Source organism: Cryocola sp. 340MFSha3.1 (assembly GCF_000383315.1).
GTDB lineage: Bacteria > Actinomycetota > Actinomycetes > Actinomycetales > Microbacteriaceae > Leifsonia.
The window spans coordinates 1,899,020-1,915,653 of the sequence record NZ_KB911087.1 but is presented as its reverse complement, the minus strand read 5'-3'; the positions used below and the strand labels follow the sequence as shown (position 1 = coordinate 1,915,653).

Below are 16,634 nucleotides of genomic sequence, written 5' to 3'. Positions count from 1 at the left end.
GGAGATCCCCATGGACTGGCTGACCACCATCACGCACACCTTCTTCGACATCCCGTCGATGCTGCAGGTCTTCCCGCAGCTCCTCGGTGTCGGACTCGTCAACACGCTGATCATCTCGATCGCGGCGACCGTCATCGGCGTCGTGCTCGGCATGGTGGTCGCCGTCATGGGGATCTCCACCTCGCGCTGGCTCCGCATCCCCGCCCGCATCTACACGGATGTGTTCCGCGGACTCCCGGCGATCCTCACCATCCTGCTCATCGGCCAGGGCTTCGCCCGGTTCTCGCAGTCGATCTTCGGGCCGTCCCCGTACCCGCTGGGCATCCTGGCGCTGTCGCTGATCGCCGCCGCGTACATCGGCGAGATCTTCCGCGCCGGCATCCAGAGCGTCGACCGCGGGCAGCTCGAGGCCTGCCGGGCGCTCGGCCTCAGCTACGCCAAGGCGATGGCCCTGGTGGTCGTGCCGCAGGGCATCCGCCGGGTGCTCCCCGCGCTCGTGAACCAGTTCATCGCCATCGTGAAGGACTCCAGCCTCGTGTACTTCCTCGGGCTGCTGGTGGGCGAGCGGGAGCTGTTCCGCGTCGGCCAGGACGCCGCGGTGCTGACCGGCAACCTGTCTCCGCTCGTGCTCGCCGGACTGTTCTACCTGGTGATCACCGTGCCGCTGACGCACCTCGTCAACTACTTCGACAACCGGTTCCGCACCGGACGACGCAAGCCGGCCCCGCCGAAGAGCGGACTGGACGAGCTGGACGAGGTCCAGCCGCCGGCGCCGATCACCCTCGGGAGCAACACATGACGTACACCTCTCCGCTTCCCGCGCAGCAGACGCCGGACTTCCGCGGCTCTGCGCTCGACCTCGTCGACCTGACGATGGCGTACGGCGACATCGACGTGCTCCGCGGCGTCAGCATCTCCGTCGCACCGGGCACCACCACCTGCGTCATCGGCCCCTCGGGCTCGGGCAAGTCGACGATGCTCCGCGGCATCAATCGGCTGCACGAGCCGAAGAGCGGGGATGTCCGCCTCGACGGCGCGAGCATCCTCGGGACGAAGCCGGATGTGCTCCGCCGCCGCATCGGCCTGGTGTTCCAGCACTTCAACCTGTTCCCCGACCACACCGCGCTGCAGAACGTCATGCTGGCGCTGCGGTCGGTGAAGCGGATGCCCAAGGCGGAGGCGCAGCGGATCGCCGAGGAGCGCCTCGTCGAGGTCGGACTCGGCGAGCGGATGGACCACCGCCCCCGCGACCTCTCCGGCGGCCAGCAGCAGCGCGTCGCCATCGCCCGAGCGCTCGCCATGGAGCCCGAGGTCATGCTGTTCGACGAGGTCACCAGCGCACTCGACCCGGAGCTCGTGAAGGGCGTGCTGAACCTGATGGCAGACCTGGGTCGCCGCGGCATGACCATGGTCGTCGTCACCCACGAGATGAACTTCGCCCGCAAGGTCGCCGACCAGGTCGTGTTCATGGACGAGGGTCGGGTCGTGGAGGCGGGACGACCGGACGATCTGTTCGATCGGCCGCAGAGCCCGCGCCTGCAGCGTTTCCTCTCGGAGGTGCTGTGATCCGCGTCGGCCTGATCGGCTACGGCGTCGCCGGGCGGGTCTTCCATGCGCCGTTCCTCGCGGCGGACCCCGCGTTCGAGCTCGCTACGGTCGTCACCTCGCAGACGGACCGGCTGGCCGTCGACCATCCGGGCGCGACGGCGGTGCCGGACGTGGATGCGCTGCTCGCGCATCCCGGGCTCGACCTGATGGTCGTCGCCTCGCCGACCCCGCTGCACGTCGCCCACGCGACGGCCGCCATCGATGCGGGTCTGGCGACGGTCGTCGACAAGCCGTTCGCGCCCGACACGGCGGCCGGCCGCGCCCTGATCGAGCGTGCTGAAGCGGCGGACGTGCCGTTCACCGTCTTCCAGAACCGCCGGTGGGACGGAGACTTCCTCACCCTGCGGCGACTCGTCGACGACGGAGTGTTGGGCGAGGTCCGCCGTTTCGAGTCCCGGTTCGAGTGGTGGAAGCCCGCGGCCGACGAGTCGTGGAAGTCGACCACGTCCGCGCAGGAGGGCGGCGGCATCCTCTTCGATCTCGGCGCGCACCTCATCGACCAGGCCCTGCTGCTGTTCGGCCCCGCCCGGGTGACGCACGCCGAGCTGCGCAACCGGCGAGACGCGGGGGCCGACGACGACGTCTTCGTCGTCCTCGAGCACGACGCCGGCACCACCAGCCACCTCTGGATGAACGCCGTAGCTCCCATCGCCGGGCCGCGGTTCCGCGTGCTCGGCTCGCGCTCCGGCTTCGTCTCCTGGGGCCTCGACCCGCAGGAGTCGCAGCTCGCAGGCGGCACCCTCCCCGGGGATCCGCGGCTCGGGCAGGCGTCCGCGCCGGGGCGTCTCGGCACGGACGCGCATCCCGACGAGATCCCGCTCGTGCCCGGCGACTACGCCGCCTTCTACCGCGGGCTCGCCTCGGCGCTCCAGGACGGAACACCGCTTCCGGTGGACCCGCGGGAGAGCCTGGCGGCCCTCGAACTGATCGACACCATCCACACGCTGAACCGAAAGTGAGCACCATGACCGCACCATCCACCCGCACCCGCGTCGTCGTCATCGGCGGCGGCGTCCTCGGCGTCTCGACCGCGACCCAGCTGGTCCGCTCCGGCGCCCAGGTGACGCTGCTGACCGAGGCGGAGCTCGCCAGCGGCGCAAGCGGACGCTCGCTGTCCTGGCTGAACACGGCCGGCCTGCGCTCGCCGGAGTACCATGCGCTGCGCCAGCTCGGGATCGACCGCTACCGCACCCTCGCGGCCCGCGCCGACGTCGCGGAGTTCCTTCGCTTCGACGGGGGACTGACCTGGGCGCCGGAGGGCGAGTCGTTCGCGCACATCCTGGAGCACGAGCGTGCCATCGGCTACGACGCCCAGTGGCTCAGCGCCGACGACATCGCCGAGTGGGCCCCCGGGGTCGACCCGGCAGCCATCGCCACCGAGGGCGCCATCTTCAACCCGGGCGAGGGCTGGGTCGACCTGCCGTCGCTCATCGCGTACCTCGCGGCGGAGTTCACGTCGCGCGGCGGAACACTGATCACCAACGCCGGACACGTCGAGGTCGTGGTGGAGGACGGCCGCGCCGTCGGCGCGGTCACCCCCGACGGTCGTCGCTTCGACGCCGACGCCGTGCTGCTCGCGACCGGCCCCGGCGTCCCCGCCCAGGTGGCCGAGCACGGCGTGACGATCGAGGACGGCAGCCCCGAGGCGCTCCTCGTCTGGACCAAGCCGGTGCAGACCGGGCTCACGGCCGTGCTGAACACGCCCAACGTCGCCGTCCGTCCGACCCCGACCGGCGCCCTCGCCCTCGACTCGGCCTGGTCGGAAGAGGCGCTGATCGTCGGAGACGACGGCTCCGTGACCGTGCCGGACGGCATCGTCGACCGCCTGCTGGAGGAGGCGTCGCGCGTGCTCGCCGGCCACCCGACGCTGGAGCTCGACGGCTTCGGCATCGGCGGCAAGCCCATCCCCGGCGACGGCGAGCCCGTGCTCGGCGAGCTGGAGCAGATCGACGGCTACTTCGTGGCCTTCACCCACAGCGGCGCGACGCTCGGGCTGATCGCGGGAGAACTCCTCGCCCGCGAGATCCTGACCGGCGAGAAGTCGCCGCTCCTCGACACGTTCCGCCCCGCGCGCTTCTCAGCCGCCCTGGTGTGAACGTCGCGGAGGGGGTCCGCCGCTCCGGCGGCACCGTGGGATGGGCCCCCTCCGCCCCCTTTTGTCGCGCTTCTCGCCGCCTTCTCGCCGCCCTTCTCGTCTGGCCGGGGTCGCATCCCCTGCCGTCTCCTAAGCTCGGAGCGTGGATGAGATTTCGGCGGCCGGCTTCCTGTTCGATATGGACGGGACTCTCGTCGACTCGACGGCGGTGGTCGAATCCGTCTGGACGGCCTTCGCCGACCGACACGGGCTGGATGCGTCGGCGCTCCTCGCGTACGCTCACGGCCGGCAGGCGGTCGACACCGTCGCGCACTTCCTCCCCGCACTGACCGACGACGAGCGGGCCGGCCTGGTCGGCGGGCTCGTCGCAGAGGAGGTCACCCGCACCGACGGCATCGTCGAGATCCCGGGCGCGGTCGCTCTGCTCCGCCGTCTCGTGGCCGACGGAGTGCCGGTCGCCGTGGTGACCAGTGCGCCGCGCGAGCTGGCCGTCGGCCGACTCCGCGCCGCCGGAGTCCCCGTGCCCGACGTTCTCGTCGCTGCGGAGGACGTCACCCACGGCAAGCCGGATCCCGAGGGCTACCTCCGCGCCGCCGAGCAGCTCGGCGTACCGATCGGCGACTGCGTCGTGTTCGAGGACGCGGAGGCCGGCATCGCTGCCGCCGTGGCGTCCGGCGCTCGCGTCGTCGTGGTGGGGTCGCACGAATCCGCGGCCACCGCGGGTCTCGACCGGCTCAACGACTACGCCGGATTCCGGGCCGCGCTGCGCTGACAGGTACTGCATTGCGCGAGGCCGCCTGAGGCGAGCAGGATCGCGCCATGAGCACCAAGAGCGTGCCGCGGCGCCTCCCGCGCCGACCGGCGTCGAGCCTCTCCGAGCGATGGACCGTCGTCGACGGGGTCGACGTGTTCTACCGCGAATCGCCGAACCCGCCGGACGCCCCGGCGATGATGCACGTGCACGGCTTCGGCCTGTCCGGCCGGTACCTGCTGCCCACCGCCGAGCGGCTCGCGAACGAGTTCCACACCCTCGTCCCCGACCTGCCCGGCTTCGGCCGGAGCGGCAAGGTGCCGCAGGGTCTCGACATCCCGGACCTCGCGCGCGACGCAGCGCGGTTCCTCGACGACCGGGGCATCGAGACGGTCACCCTCGTCGGCAACTCCATGGGTTGCCCGGTCATCCTCGAGTTCGCGCACCACTATCCCGAGCGCATCGAGCGCGCCATCCTGGTCTCGCCGGCGGGAGGCGTCTACAACCGGCCGCTGCGTCGGGCCATCGGCCAGCTGACCAAGGACGGTGGCCGTGAGCCGCCCCGGATGATGCGGGTGGCGACGCCCGACTACCTCCGCTTCGGCGTTCCGAGCACGTTCAAGATGTTCAGCGCCCTCACGTCGTACCCGTCGCTGGAGCGGCTGCTGGAGCTGCGCATCCCGACCCTCGTCGTGATCGGCGACCGCGACCCGCTGCTGCCCGGCCCGGACCGGGTGCGGGAGATCGCGTCGGCGACGGACAACCACGTGCTGGTGGTGCGGATCGAGGGGGCGGCGCACGCGATCAACTTCAGCCATCCCGGCGAGCTGGCCCACATCATCCGGCTGTTCATGGCCGACCAGCCGATCGTCGACGACCCCGATTCGCCCGGGCACGCGAGCCTGTACGAGATCCACCGCGGGCGTCACCTGCCGTCGACGGAGTAGCAGCGGCGGCTCAGGAGCGCTGGAAGGATGCGGCGCCCGCGCAGAGCCGCGCCCGCACCCAGCCGCCGGTGTCGCTCAGCGGCAGTTCGCCCGAGCGGACGGACCGCACGAAGTCGAGCGCGAGATCGGTGAGGCGGCCGTCGGCGGTGTCGGGCGCATCCCGTCCGACGTGGATGGACAGCCAGCGGGCCGGACCCGGCCCCACGCGGGCGGCGACCGAGACGATCCCGGCGAAGTGGCGCGCCTGGCCCTCCGTCCCGTCGTCCACGTGCCGGCGGAAGCCGCGGCCGCGGATGCGGTTGGAGCCGCCACGCCCGGCGTCGAGGAACCAGAACGGACCGCGCCGGACCCCCGCGACCTCGTGGCCGAGGTCGCGCAGGAGCCGCCCCGGCGAGAGGGGCGGAGTCCGCGCGGCGAGGCGGTCGCAGGCAGCGGCGAGCTGCTCGCAGGCGCTCACGGTCACTTGTCGCGGCCGTTCACGAGCGCCTCCGCTCCGGCCTGCCACCAGACGCCCGCGGCCGGACCGCCGTTGCAACTGCCGTCGCTGACGCCGGGATGCTTCACCCAGAGCAGCGCATCCAGCTTGCCGTCGCTGCCTTCGGTCACCTTCGGGTCCTGCCCGAGAGCGGCACCCGGCGGATTGCACCACGTGCCCGTCCAGCCGTTGCCGTTGCGGGAGACGTCGATCACGTAGTGCTTCCAGCCGACCTTCGACGAGAGGCGGCCCGCGTAGTCGCGTTCGCGCTGCGTGGTGTCGAAGTTCGAGACATTGGTGAAGAAGCCGTGCGCCTCCTCGATGTTCGCGCGCTTCAGCCACGCGGCCTGGTCGTCCGGCGACAGCCAGCGGGCGTTCCCGCCGTCGAGGTAGGTGGCGACGCCCGCCCCCTCGAGGATGCTCACCGACGAACGCAGCAGCGGAAGACGGACCTCCGCCGAGCCCGCGCACTTCTCGGACGACAGCATGGCCAGCGAGTCGGGCTCCAGCAGCACGACCGCGCCACTGCCCTGCAGGGTCGATGCCATGGTGCGGATCCACGGCAGGTACTGGTCGGCGGAGAGCCCGCCCTTCGAGTATCCGCCGCAGTCGCGGTTCGGGATGCCGTAGGCGACGAAGACCGGGGTGGCCTTCTGCGCTCGGGCGTCCGTGATGTCGTTGCGGAGCTCGGCCACCAGCCGGTCACCTTGGAACCACTCGCCCAGCCAGACCGCCGTCGGTACCGCGGCGATCTGATCGGCGACGGCCGCACCGGCGGTGTCCCCGAGGGCGAGCAGGCGCTTCTGCGCGGCGGCGGCCTCGGTGTTCGGATCGAGATAGAGCCGCGGCGACGCGAACGCCGGCGCCTGCCGGTCGGTGGTCGGGGGAGGGCTGGAGGGTGCGGTCGCCGCAGGGGCGGGCGTGGCGGCCTTGAGGCCCACGCCGACGGCCGCGGCGACCGCTATGAGGGCGAGCGCCCCCACGACTGCTGCGACGACCGGTTTCCGCATCCGCTCCCCTTCCGCGCACTCCCGGAAGTCCACACCCTAACAGCGCCGGGTGGACCGCATCCGTGTCGCCCGGATTGGGGTACAGACCGGTGTCCTCCAAACGACCCACAGACCGGTCTTTCTGGCTATGCTCGCGGATGTCACACCCGAGTTACTGTCTTGAGCCCCGCGGGAGCCGACCCGAAACCGGTCCGCGGGAGAACCCGAACGCGCAAAGGACGTATCGTGCACACCACCCTGCCCTACAACCATGCCCACGACCGGGCCCAACTGCTCGCCCGCCGCCACGAGCGCGACCTGCACTGGGCGAAGGAACGCCGTCGTCAGCACGAGCGCGAGAACGCGGAGGCCCGGGCGCTGCTCGCGACGCATCCGCTGCGTCTCGCCCGCGTCACGCTGTGGACCGCCGGCACGGCGCTCGTCGTGATCGGTGCCGCCTGGGCGGTCGCCCTCGCCGTGACCGCCCCCGGGTGGCAGGCGGCGGTCGACGGCGCGGGTGCCGCGCTGGCTCTGGCGGTGCTGCTCGCCTCCGCGATCTCGCTCGGGCGTCTGCGCCCGCGTCGGGCGGCCGCACGCGCGCTGCTGCGGAGCAGGGACGCGCGCCTCTCGCACACGCAGTACCACATCCACGAGAGCGTGCACTCGTTCATCGACGCCCGGGTGGATGTGGTCAACACCCGGCAGCCCGTTTCCGCCTGAGGGCTCCGCGGCTGGAGGGCGGCTACGGCTTGAGTGCCGTCGTCGAGCCGACCACCTCATCCACGAAGCCGTAGTCGCGGGCCTCGTCGGCGGTGAACCAGCGGTCGCGGTCGCCGTCCTCGATGATCTGCGCCACCGGGCGTCCGGTCTGCTCGCTGGTGAGCTCGGCCATCCGCCGCTTGAAGTGCAGGATCTGCTTCGCCTGCGTCTGGATGTCGGCCGAGGTGCCGCCGAAGCCGCCGTGCGGCTGGTGCATGACCACAGAGGAGTTCGGCAGGGCGTAGCGCTTGCCGCGCTTCCCCGACGACAGCAGGAACTGGCCCATGGAGGCGGCGAAGCCCAGCGCGAGCGTGGCCACGTCGGCTTTCACGAAGTTCATGGTGTCGAAGATCGCGAACCCGGCGGTGACCGAACCGCCCGGGGAGTTGATGTAGAGGAAGATGTCGCGGTCGGGCGCGATCGAATCCAGCAGGAGCAGCTGGGCGCAGATGTCGTTGGCGACCTCGTCGGTCACCTCGCTGCCGAGGAAGACGATGCGCTCGTCGAGCAGCCGTTGCACGGGAGAGGTCTTGTCGGTGTCCATGAGCCCAGTGTGGGAGTCGCTGACCGCGGTGTCTGCGGCTTCTGCCCGCCGCGAATCTGCGCACGGCAGACTCGTGCGGCGGGGCATGCTGCATGCCACCATGGTCGGGTGCGCAAGCGGGGGAGCAAGTGGCAGGCCGGAGCGGGAGTCGCGCTCGTCGGCGTGCTCACATCCGCTCTCCTCGGCGGATGCTCGCAAGAGGTGCGCGGCGAGGAGGACCTCGCGGCGCGGCCGTACACCGGGACCTTCTACGACGATCCGCCCGCCGCCGCGGGGAAGCCGGGCGAGATCGTGCGTTCCGAGTTGGCGGCCGGCGGCCCGTTCGGAGCGACCGCATGGCGCATCCTGTTCCGCTCCACCGACCTGACAGGCCGACCGGTCCTGAACAGCGGGATGCTGCTGGAGCCGGACGGACCAGCGCCCGACGGCGGCCGGACCATCGTGTCGTGGGCGCATCCGACGACCGGGAGCGCGGAGAAGTGCGCGCCGTCCCGCTCGGTCGACCCGTACGTGTGGATCGAAGGCTTGCGGGTGCTGCTCGACCAGGGCTACGCGGTGGTCTCGAGCGACTACACGGGGATGGGAGTCGGCGGACCGAACTCGTACCTCGTCGGCGGGACCGAAGGGCGGAACGTGCTCGACGCGGCGCGTGCCGCCCGCGATTTCCTCGGGTCGGCCGCGAGCGACCGGGTCCTGCTGTGGGGGCATTCCCAGGGCGGCCAGGCGGCCCTCTTCGCAGCTCAGCTGTGGAAGGCGTACGCGCCGGAACTCGATGTGCGAGCGGTCGCCGTCGCCGCCCCTGCGACCGACCTGGCGTCCCTGATGCGCGCCGACATCGGCGACGTCTCGGGGGTCAGCATCGCGTCATACGCGTTCGATGCGTATTCGGAGGTGTACGGGGCGCCGCTCGACTCGATCCTCACTCCCTCCGCCGTCGCAGCCGTTCCGACGATGGCGGGATTCTGTCTGCTCACCCAGAACAGCGCCCTGCACGATGTGGCACAGCCCCTGGTCGGCCGGTTCCTGTCGGGCGATCCGGAGACGACGGAGCCGTGGGCGGGACTGCTCGCGGCCAACACGCCGGGCGGAATGCCGATCCCGGCGCCGGTGCTGGTGGCCCAAGGGCTCAACGACACGCTGGTGCGACCGTCGGCGACGGCGGCTTTCGTGGCAGAAGAGAAGAGGCGCGGGACGGACGTGGTGTACGACCAGATCGCGGGAGCGACACACGGCACGGTGGCGAATAAGGCGATGCCGGCGGTGCTGCGGTTCTTCGAGCGCTCGGACAGGTCGAACGGCTGATCGTTTCTATAATCGAACACGTGCCTACCGATGATGCCGCGCAACCCTCTGGCCAGACGAGTACGCAGACGCCGCCGCTGCAGACCCTGTCGCGCGGCATCCGGATGCTCGAACTGCTCGCCGACGCGGGGGAGCCGCTCAGCATCCCGGTGATCGCGTCGCGGCTGGGCCTGCACCGATCGATCACGTACCGCATCCTCCGCACTCTCGAGGACCACGGGCTCGTCGTGCGCGACGCGGCCGGTGCGGTGGAGCTCGGGCCGCGGATGGCGACACTCGCACGGTCGGTGTCGCGCGATCTGCAGTCGGCGGCCCTTCCGCAGCTGACGGCCGTCGCGAACGAGCTCACGATGACGGCCTTCCTCGCAGTGCTCGACCGCCACGACGTGGTCACGCTGGTGACCGTGGAGCCGTCGCACGCGCACGCCACGGTCGCCCAGCGACCGGGCACGCGGCACCCGCTCGCCTCGGGTGCGCCGGGGATCGCCATCCAGTCCGCCCTGACCGAGGCGCAGTGGCGGGCGCTGCCGGGGGAGCATCCCCGCGACGACGCCGCACTCGCGCAGCGCCGGGGGTACGCGACCAGCCACGACGAGGTGATCGCCGGTCTCGCGTCGATCGCCGTGCCGGTCGTGGCGCCCGGGCAGCCGGTGGCGGCGCTCGCCGTCGTCTACGTCGCGAACGACGTGGACGCCGCCGCGATCGGAGCGCGCCTGCGCACCGCAGCCGCCGCCATCGAGTCCGACCTCCGCTGACCCCCTCCCACCCACCGTCGAGTCCGCAAACTTTGCACGCTCGCACGGCGTTTCGTGTGCAATTTGTGCGGACTCGACGGTGGGTGGGAACGGGCAAGGAGGGCGTCAGGGGGCGACGAAGTCGCGGTGCTGGGCGGTTTGGGCGAGTGCGGAGAGCAGGGTGAAGCCGGAGAGGGAGTCCCAGCCGCCGGTCCAGGTCAGGTCGCGCGCGATCTCCCACACGGTGCCGCCGGGATGCGCGGCGACCTCCCGCGACCGGCGGAGGTGGTGCTCGCGCAGGGCGGCCGTGCGCTCCGCCAGGCCGGTGAAGGGATGCTCGTGCCCGGGCAGGGCGAGCGCGTCCAACTCCCCGATGCGGCTGAGGCCGGCGAGGTAGTCGGCGATCGGGTTGGTGGCCGTCGGGCCGCCGAGGCCGAGACCCGAGTTGACGGTCGGCAGCACATGGTCCCCGGTGAAGACGAGCCCGGCATCCTCCTCATGGAGGCACAGATGGCCGGGAGTGTGCCCGGGCGTCCACAACGCGCGGAGGCGACGGCCCGGGATGTCGAGAAGGTCCCCGTCCGCGAGCACGGCGTCCGGCGCGGGCAGCCCGGCCGCGATCGGTGAGGCGACGGCCGCGAGCAGCTCCGGGCGGCGGTCGGCGGGAACGCCCCACGCGTCCAAGTCCGGCGCGGGGATCCCTCGGGCGAGCGCCGCGGCGGCCTCGGCCTCGCGCGCGTGCATCAGCAGGGTGGAGCCGCTCGCGGCACGCACGGCCGCGGTGCCTCCCGCGTGGTCGGCATGGAGGTGCGTGATGACGATCGAGGCGATGTCGTGCGGGGTTCGCCCCAGCGCATCCACCGCGCCCAGGAGCGCACCGGTCGCCTCGACCGTGGGGGAGCCCGGGTCGATGACGTGGAGGCGACCACGATCGTCCTCGACGAGGTAGGCCAGGCTGTACGGCAGCCCGCCGCCCGGCATGGGGATGCGTACGGCGTGCACGCCCTCGGCGATCGTCTCGAAGCGGTCCACGCCCGCCAGGCTAGACGACCGTCGGACTCTCGAGCGTCAGCCGGCCAGCTCCCGGCTGAGCAGGATCGGACGGAAGAACGCCGCCAGCTCGTCCGTGGCCGCCAGGGGCAGGACCGCCGACACGTACTGATCGGGCCGCACGACGACGATCGCACCGGCGCGGTCGATCCCGCGGACCGCGAAGATGTCGTCGTCCGGGTCGGCGGCGTACACCTTCTCGTAGTCGATCAGGCCGAACGGCCCCACGCGCGGGAGGAAGAGCTCGGGGACCGCGCCCAGGTCGACCGCCGTGTGGTCCTGCTGATAGATCACCTTGACGTCGAACCAGGCGTCCGGGTCGGCGCCGGCCGGCGTCGCGGCGAGCGGCGACTCGGGCGACGCTGACAGCCAGGCGGCGAGGTCGGCCACCGCCGAGGGCTCACCGGCCCGGGCGGCGTCGGCGAAGACGTAGATGCGCCACCGGCCGTCGGCGCGCGCATGGTGGCCCAGGTGCACGGGGTTGCCGTCGCACACCCGTTCCACGGGAGCGGACTTGAAGCGCTTGCCGACCGGAAAACCGGTCGCGAGCTCCTGGTGGCTCTGCTCCCCGACGATGAGCGACGGCGCGTACTGCGTCATGAATCCGGCCGGGAACTCGGCGGTACGCACGTAGAAGTCCTCCAACTCCGACGGGCTCTCGAACTCCTCCGGCTTCTTCGCCATCAGGGTCGACCACTGCTTGTCGAAGTCGATGAGGTCCTTCGCGACGACCTGCCGCTCGGCGGAGTAGGTGGCGAGCAGGCTCTCCGGGCTGCGGCCGTCGAGCACGTGCCCGAGCTTCCAGCCGATGTTGAAGCCGTCCTGCATCGAGACGTTCATGCCCTGGCCGGCCTTCGCGCTGTGCGTATGGCAGGCGTCGCCGGTGATGAAGACGCGCGGGGTGCGCATCCCGAGCTCCTCCGGCAGCACGTCGTCGAAGCGGTCGGTGAGCCGGTGACTGACCTCGTACACGCTGTGCCAGGCGACGTTGCGCACATCCAGCGTGTACGGGTGCAGGATGCGGTTGGCCTGCTCGATGATCTGCTCGATGGAGGTGGCCCGGATCGCGCCCTTGTCTTCGGCCGAGACCTCGCCGAGGTCGACGTACATCCGGAACAGGTAGCCGCCTTCGCGGGGGATGAGCAGGATGTTGCCCGCCTCCGACTGGATCGAGCACTTGGTGCGGATGTCCGGGAAGTCCGTGACGGCCAGCGCATCCATCACGCCCCAGGCGTGGTTCGCCTGGTCGCCGGCGAGGTGGCAGCCGATGGCTTCGCGGACCTTGCTGCGCGCACCGTCCGCGCCGACGACGTACTTCGCGTGCACCACGCGCTCGGCGCCCTCGTCCGGTCCGGCCGTCCGGCGCAGGGTGACGGCGACGGGATGCTCGCCCTCGCCGACCTCGAGCCGCACGAACTCGTAGCCGTAGTCGGGCGTCATCCTGGCCGGCGAGTTCGCCATCACCTCGGCGAAGTAGTCGAGCACGCGGGCCTGGTTGACGATCAGGTGGGGGAACTCGCTGACACCGGTGGGGTCGTCGACCGGGCGCGCGGTGCGGACGATCCGAGAGGGGTCTGCGGGGTCCGGCTTCCAGAACGCCATCTCGGTGATGCGGTAGGCCTCGGCGATGATCCGCTCGGCGAAGCCGAACGCCTGGAACGTCTCGACGCTGCGGGCCTGGATGCCGTCGGCCTGCCCGATGGCGAGCCGGCCCGGGCGGCGCTCCACGATCCGTGTCGTGACGTTCGGGAACTGGGAGAGCTGGGCTGCGGCGATCATCCCGGCGGGGCCGGTGCCCACGATGAGCACATCCATCTCGTCCGGCAGCTCGGCGGGGCGGTCGATCCCGGTGCCGGCCGGCTCGTGGATGCGCGGGTCGCCGGAGACGTAGCCGTGGTGGTGGAACTGCACGGGAACCTCACTTCGTCGTAAGTCGTTCATTATGCGAACGCACCGTTCGCATATCGCGCGACCAGAGTACCCCATCCCGTAATGCCTGCACCGCGTAGCTTTGTGCAACAGAAGGCGCCGCAGCGGGGGTGGTGCCGCACCATAGGGGGATGTCGGAGTTCAGCACAGCCCAGGTGCACGCGGGAGAGACCCGCGATGCCGCCCACGGCGCCCGGGTCACGCCCATCTACCTCACCGCGGGTTTCGAGTTCGACAGCTTCGCGCAGGCGGAAGGCCGCTTCGGCGGCGACGAGCCCGGGTACACCTACAGCCGCTCCGGCAACCCGACGACCGCCGCCCTCGAGCGCCGCGTCGCCGCCCTGGAGCACGGCCGCGAGGCGATCGCGGTCGGCAGCGGCCAGGCCGCGCTGACGGTCGCCGTGCTCGGGCTGGTTCAGGCCGGCGACCACATCCTGTCGGCCCAGAGCGTCTACTCGGGCACCCGCGGGCTGTTCGAGAACGGCCTGCGCAGGCTCGGCGTCGAGATCGAGTTCGTCGACGACCCGACCGACCTCGGGGAATGGCGGCGGCGCATCCGGCCCACCACGCGGGTGCTCTTCGGGGAGTCGATCGCGAACCCCGGCACCGAGATCCTCGACATCGCCGGCGTGGCCGCCGTCGCGCACGAGAACGGCATCCCCTTCATCGTCGACAACACCCTCGCCACCCCGTACCTGCTGCGGCCGGGCGACCACGGCGCGGACATCGTCGTGCACTCCGCCAGCAAGTACCTCGGCGGCCACGGCTCCACGCTGGGCGGCCTCGTCGTCGACCAGGGCAGCTACGACTGGGCGACCTCGCCGTTCGCGCACCTGACCGGGCCCGACGACTGGCTGGACGGCGCGAGCTACGTGGCCACGCACGGCGCGGCCGCCTACACGGCGTTCACCCGATCCGTCGTCGCGTCACTGTTCGGGCCGGTGCTGTCCCCGCTGAACGCGTTCCTCATCCAGCAGGGCATCGAGACGCTCTCGCTCCGCGTGCAGCGGCAGTCGGACACCGCGCTCGCCGTCGCCCGCTGGCTCGAAGCGCAGCCCGAGGTCACCGGGGTCGAATACGCGGGCCTGCCGTCGCACCCGTCGCATCCCCTCGCCCAGCGGTACCTGCCGCGCGGTCAGGGCGCGGTCCTCGGGTTCACGCTCGCGGGCGGTGCCGCAGCGGCCGAACGGTTCTACGACGCCGTCGAGCTGTTCAGTCGCATGACGCACATCGGAGACGTGCGGTCGCTCATCCTCCACCCGGCCTCGACCACGCACGCGCACCTGCCGCGGCACGTGCGCGACGGGATCGGGATCGGCCCAGGGCTGCTGCGCCTGTCGATCGGCCTGGAGGACGCGGACGACCTGATCGCGGATCTGGCGCGAGGCATCGCGGCGGTCGCTGCGGCGGACGTGGTGGTCGCCGGTGCGGCCGTCCCGGATGCGGCCGTCGCGGGGGACGCAGAGCTGACATCGGCGCCGCTGAGCGCTGTGGCGGGGAGGTAGGCGAGCATGGCACGACTGCAGCATTTCGGCTGGTTCTTCAGCCGCGGCTTCGGGCCCCAGGGCTGGGGCCGGCCGTATTGGGAGTGGGACTACCGCTGGACGCGACCCGACCTGTACCAGCAGTCGGCGCGCGAACTCGAGCAGGCCGGACTCGATCTGGTCATCATCGAGGACGCCCTGTCGATCGGCTTCCCGGAGACCGTCGACCTGCGGGTGCGCGAGGCGTACGGCGGCCCGAAGCACGACCCGCTCATCCTCTCGCCCTATCTGCTGGATGCGACGCAGCACCTGGGTGTCGCGCCCACGATCAACGCCGGCGCCTACCCTCCCTACGTCGCCGCCCGCCAGTTCGCGAGCCTGCACCACCTGAGCGGTCACCGGCTCGGGGTCAACGTGGTCACCGACGTCGGCAGCGCGCGGCACCTCGGACTCCCGGCGCTCTCGCACGATGCGGCCTATGACCGCGCGGAGGAGTGGCTCACCGTGATCCGGCGGTTGTGGCACAGCTGGGATGACGACGCGCTCATCGAGGACGCCGCGACGCGCCACTTCGCCGACGGCTCGAAGATCCGGCCATTCGAACACGAGGGCGAGTACTTCCGGGTGGCCGGGCCGCTCAACGCCGTGCCGTTCACCGAGGGCGACCCGGCGATCGTCTCGCCGGGCGGTTCGCCGCGCGGCATCGCGTTCGCTGGGACGCACTCCGACGTTCAGCTCGCCCTCGCACCGCTGGACGCGCAGAGCATCCGCGACTACCGGGCCAAGGTGCGTGAGGCGGCGGTGGCGGCCGGGCGCGACCCCGACTCCATCAAGGTGCTGTTCGTCTTCAAGCCGGAGGTCGTGCCGAGCGACGAGGAGGCGCGGAGGGTCGTCGAGGCGTCGAAGCATCCCACCGACGCGGAGCTGTACCGGGAGCTCGCCGGCCAGTCGAGCGACCTGGAGACCGATCTGACGCAGCTGTCGCTCGACGAGCCGTTCGACGTCTCGGTGTTCGGCGACCACGTGTCGCAGGGCAGCATCAAGGGGCTGTTCGGCAAGCAGGGCATCCGCGACGGGGTCACGCTGCGCGACCTGGTCGCACCGAAGGTCGTCAAGGGACGCATCGCCGACCGCGAAGGATTCGTCGGAACGGCCGAGCAGATCGCCGACTTCATCGAAGAACTGGGGGAGGAGGCGTCGAACGACGGCTTCATCTTCTCCGGCGACCTGCACCCGGTGACGCTGCACCGCAACCTGGACGAGCTCGTCCCGGTGCTGCGGCGGCGCGGGATCCTGCGGCGCGAGTTCGGCGACGGCGGCATCCGCGGCAACCTGTCCGACTTCTGAGCCGGTCGGCTACGCGTCCTGCTCTTTGCGGGCGCGGAAGGCGACCATGTTCATCCGGTTGCCGCAGCGCACGCTGCAGAAGCGCTTGGAACCGTTGCGGGAGAGGTCGAGCAGGAGGCCGGTGCAGTCGTCGGCCGCGCAGACGCGCAGGCGGCCCGTCTCGTCCGAGCGGATCACATCCACCAGGGCCAGCGCGATCTCGACGCGGATGCGCTCGGCGAGCGGCGCATCCTGGGCCGTGGCGTGCAGGTGCCAGTCGAACCCGTCGTGGCGCATCAGGTACGGCAGGGCGTGCGCCTCTGCCAGCATGGCGTTGACCTCGACGGCCGCCTCGTCGCGGTCGAGCGTCCAGGTGCGGCGGATGCGGTCGCGCGTCTCGTGGACGGCCCGCAGTTCGGCCTCGTCGCCGTCGACCCGACCCGAGTAGCGGTTCTCGGTGAGCAGCGCGACCAGCTGCTCCGGAGTCGCCAGCTCGTCCTCGCCGCTGCGCGAGGCGTCGGGCACCGTGTTGCCGAGCAGGACGGCGAACTCCAGAGCATCCTCTGTGTCAGGGGCAAAATGCAAGTTGACTCCTTACTCATGACGAGCGTACCGTCAGGACCATCATCGCTGACGACCCT

The 16,634-nt window shown here is 71.4% G+C and carries 17 protein-coding genes; 11 read left to right on the top strand and 6 right to left on the bottom strand.

The genetic code is table 11. The features are described from left to right. Positions 1–10: 10 nt before the first annotated feature. The 6 genes from H284_RS0109135 (at position 11) to H284_RS0109110 (ending at position 5,401) form a co-directional block, all read left to right on the top strand. The gene (locus H284_RS0109135) at positions 11–799 is read left to right on the top strand and encodes an amino acid ABC transporter permease (RefSeq protein WP_020075997.1); all 789 of its coding nucleotides are present in this window, start codon (positions 11–13) and stop codon (positions 797–799) included. Continuing rightward, a complete protein-coding gene (locus H284_RS0109130; RefSeq protein WP_018189273.1) occupies positions 796–1,566 on the top strand; it encodes an amino acid ABC transporter ATP-binding protein in 771 nt (256 codons plus the stop codon). Before H284_RS0109135 ends, H284_RS0109130 begins: the two co-directional genes overlap by 4 nt. Then, complete coding sequence (locus tag H284_RS0109125) at positions 1,563–2,567, top strand: Gfo/Idh/MocA family protein (RefSeq protein WP_020075996.1); 1,005 nt, start codon at positions 1,563–1,565, stop codon at positions 2,565–2,567. Before H284_RS0109130 ends, H284_RS0109125 begins: the two co-directional genes overlap by 4 nt. 5 nt (positions 2,568–2,572) lie before the next feature. Then, positions 2,573–3,703 carry an NAD(P)/FAD-dependent oxidoreductase gene (locus H284_RS0109120; RefSeq protein ID WP_029042881.1) on the top strand — a complete coding sequence of 377 codons (1,131 nt, stop codon included), beginning with the start codon at positions 2,573–2,575 and terminating at the stop codon, positions 3,701–3,703. Positions 3,704–3,845: 142 nt separating this feature from the next. Then, positions 3,846–4,475 carry an HAD-IA family hydrolase gene (locus tag H284_RS0109115; RefSeq protein WP_018189276.1) on the top strand — a complete coding sequence of 210 codons (630 nt, stop codon included), beginning with the start codon at positions 3,846–3,848 and terminating at the stop codon, positions 4,473–4,475. A gap of 47 nt (positions 4,476–4,522) precedes the next feature. Next, positions 4,523–5,401, top strand: a complete 879-nt coding sequence (locus tag H284_RS0109110) for an alpha/beta fold hydrolase (protein WP_018189277.1) — start codon at positions 4,523–4,525, stop codon at positions 5,399–5,401. A 10-nt stretch (positions 5,402–5,411) separates the two neighbouring features. Here H284_RS0109110 and H284_RS0109105 read toward each other — a convergent pair whose 3' ends face one another. Beyond that, complete coding sequence (locus H284_RS0109105) at positions 5,412–5,858, bottom strand: hypothetical protein (RefSeq protein WP_231371135.1); 447 nt, start codon at positions 5,856–5,858, stop codon at positions 5,412–5,414. A 2-nt stretch (positions 5,859–5,860) separates the two neighbouring features. Continuing rightward, positions 5,861–6,886, bottom strand: coding sequence for a glycoside hydrolase family 6 protein (locus H284_RS0109100; protein WP_020075992.1), 1,026 nt, complete (start codon positions 6,884–6,886; stop codon positions 5,861–5,863). Positions 6,887–7,111: 225 nt separating this feature from the next. Here H284_RS0109100 and H284_RS0109095 point away from each other — a divergent pair, with 225 nt between their 5' ends. Continuing rightward, positions 7,112–7,585 (top strand): hypothetical protein, encoded by a 474-nt coding sequence (locus H284_RS0109095; RefSeq protein WP_020075991.1) that lies wholly within the window; start codon positions 7,112–7,114, stop codon positions 7,583–7,585. A 22-nt stretch (positions 7,586–7,607) separates the two neighbouring features. Here H284_RS0109095 and H284_RS0109090 read toward each other — a convergent pair whose 3' ends face one another. Continuing rightward, positions 7,608–8,168, bottom strand: a complete 561-nt coding sequence (locus H284_RS0109090; protein WP_020075990.1) for an ATP-dependent Clp protease proteolytic subunit — start codon at positions 8,166–8,168, stop codon at positions 7,608–7,610. Between the two features lie 108 nt (positions 8,169–8,276). Between H284_RS0109090 and H284_RS0109085 the strand changes: the two genes are divergently transcribed. Further along, entirely contained in the window at positions 8,277–9,470 is a 1,194-nt protein-coding gene (locus H284_RS0109085) for an alpha/beta fold hydrolase (protein ID WP_020075989.1), read from the top strand. 77 nt (positions 9,471–9,547) lie between these two features. Continuing rightward, entirely contained in the window at positions 9,548–10,225 is a 678-nt protein-coding gene (locus tag H284_RS0109080) for an IclR family transcriptional regulator (protein WP_269457367.1), read from the top strand. Between the two features lie 105 nt (positions 10,226–10,330). On the opposite strand, the gene H284_RS0109075 is transcribed toward H284_RS0109080, so the two are convergent. Both H284_RS0109075 and H284_RS0109070 read right to left on the bottom strand, forming a co-directional pair. After that, positions 10,331–11,236 (bottom strand): MBL fold metallo-hydrolase, encoded by a 906-nt coding sequence (locus H284_RS0109075; RefSeq protein WP_020075987.1) that lies wholly within the window; start codon positions 11,234–11,236, stop codon positions 10,331–10,333. Between the two features lie 36 nt (positions 11,237–11,272). Then, the gene (locus tag H284_RS0109070) at positions 11,273–13,165 is read right to left on the bottom strand and encodes an FAD-binding monooxygenase (RefSeq protein WP_020075986.1); all 1,893 of its coding nucleotides are present in this window, start codon (positions 13,163–13,165) and stop codon (positions 11,273–11,275) included. Between the two features lie 149 nt (positions 13,166–13,314). On the opposite strand from H284_RS0109070, the gene H284_RS0109065 reads away from it, so the two are divergent. Together H284_RS0109065 and H284_RS0109060 are read left to right on the top strand one after the other, a co-directional pair. Next, positions 13,315–14,688, top strand: a complete 1,374-nt coding sequence (locus H284_RS0109065) for an O-acetylhomoserine aminocarboxypropyltransferase/cysteine synthase family protein (protein WP_020075985.1) — start codon at positions 13,315–13,317, stop codon at positions 14,686–14,688. 6 nt (positions 14,689–14,694) lie between these two features. After that, complete coding sequence (locus H284_RS0109060; RefSeq protein ID WP_018189287.1) at positions 14,695–16,014, top strand: NtaA/DmoA family FMN-dependent monooxygenase; 1,320 nt, start codon at positions 14,695–14,697, stop codon at positions 16,012–16,014. Positions 16,015–16,023: 9 nt separating this feature from the next. On the opposite strand, the gene H284_RS0109055 is transcribed toward H284_RS0109060, so the two are convergent. Beyond that, positions 16,024–16,578, bottom strand: a complete 555-nt coding sequence (locus H284_RS0109055) for a CGNR zinc finger domain-containing protein (protein WP_029042880.1) — start codon at positions 16,576–16,578, stop codon at positions 16,024–16,026. Positions 16,579–16,634: the final 56 nt, after the last annotated feature.

Coding starts and splice junctions, on each gene's coding strand:
- H284_RS0109135 (WP_020075997.1), top strand. CDS start 11: ATGGACTGGCTGACCACCATCACGCACACCTTCTTCGACATCCCGTCG.
- H284_RS0109130 (WP_018189273.1), top strand. CDS start 796: ATGACGTACACCTCTCCGCTTCCCGCGCAGCAGACGCCGGACTTCCGC.
- H284_RS0109120 (WP_029042881.1), top strand. CDS start 2,573: ATGACCGCACCATCCACCCGCACCCGCGTCGTCGTCATCGGCGGCGGC.
- H284_RS0109110 (WP_018189277.1), top strand. CDS start 4,523: ATGAGCACCAAGAGCGTGCCGCGGCGCCTCCCGCGCCGACCGGCGTCG.
- H284_RS0109100 (WP_020075992.1), bottom strand. CDS start 6,886: ATGCGGAAACCGGTCGTCGCAGCAGTCGTGGGGGCGCTCGCCCTCATA.
- H284_RS0109090 (WP_020075990.1), bottom strand. CDS start 8,168: ATGGACACCGACAAGACCTCTCCCGTGCAACGGCTGCTCGACGAGCGC.
- H284_RS0109065 (WP_020075985.1), top strand. CDS start 13,315: ATGTCGGAGTTCAGCACAGCCCAGGTGCACGCGGGAGAGACCCGCGAT.
- H284_RS0109060 (WP_018189287.1), top strand. CDS start 14,695: ATGGCACGACTGCAGCATTTCGGCTGGTTCTTCAGCCGCGGCTTCGGG.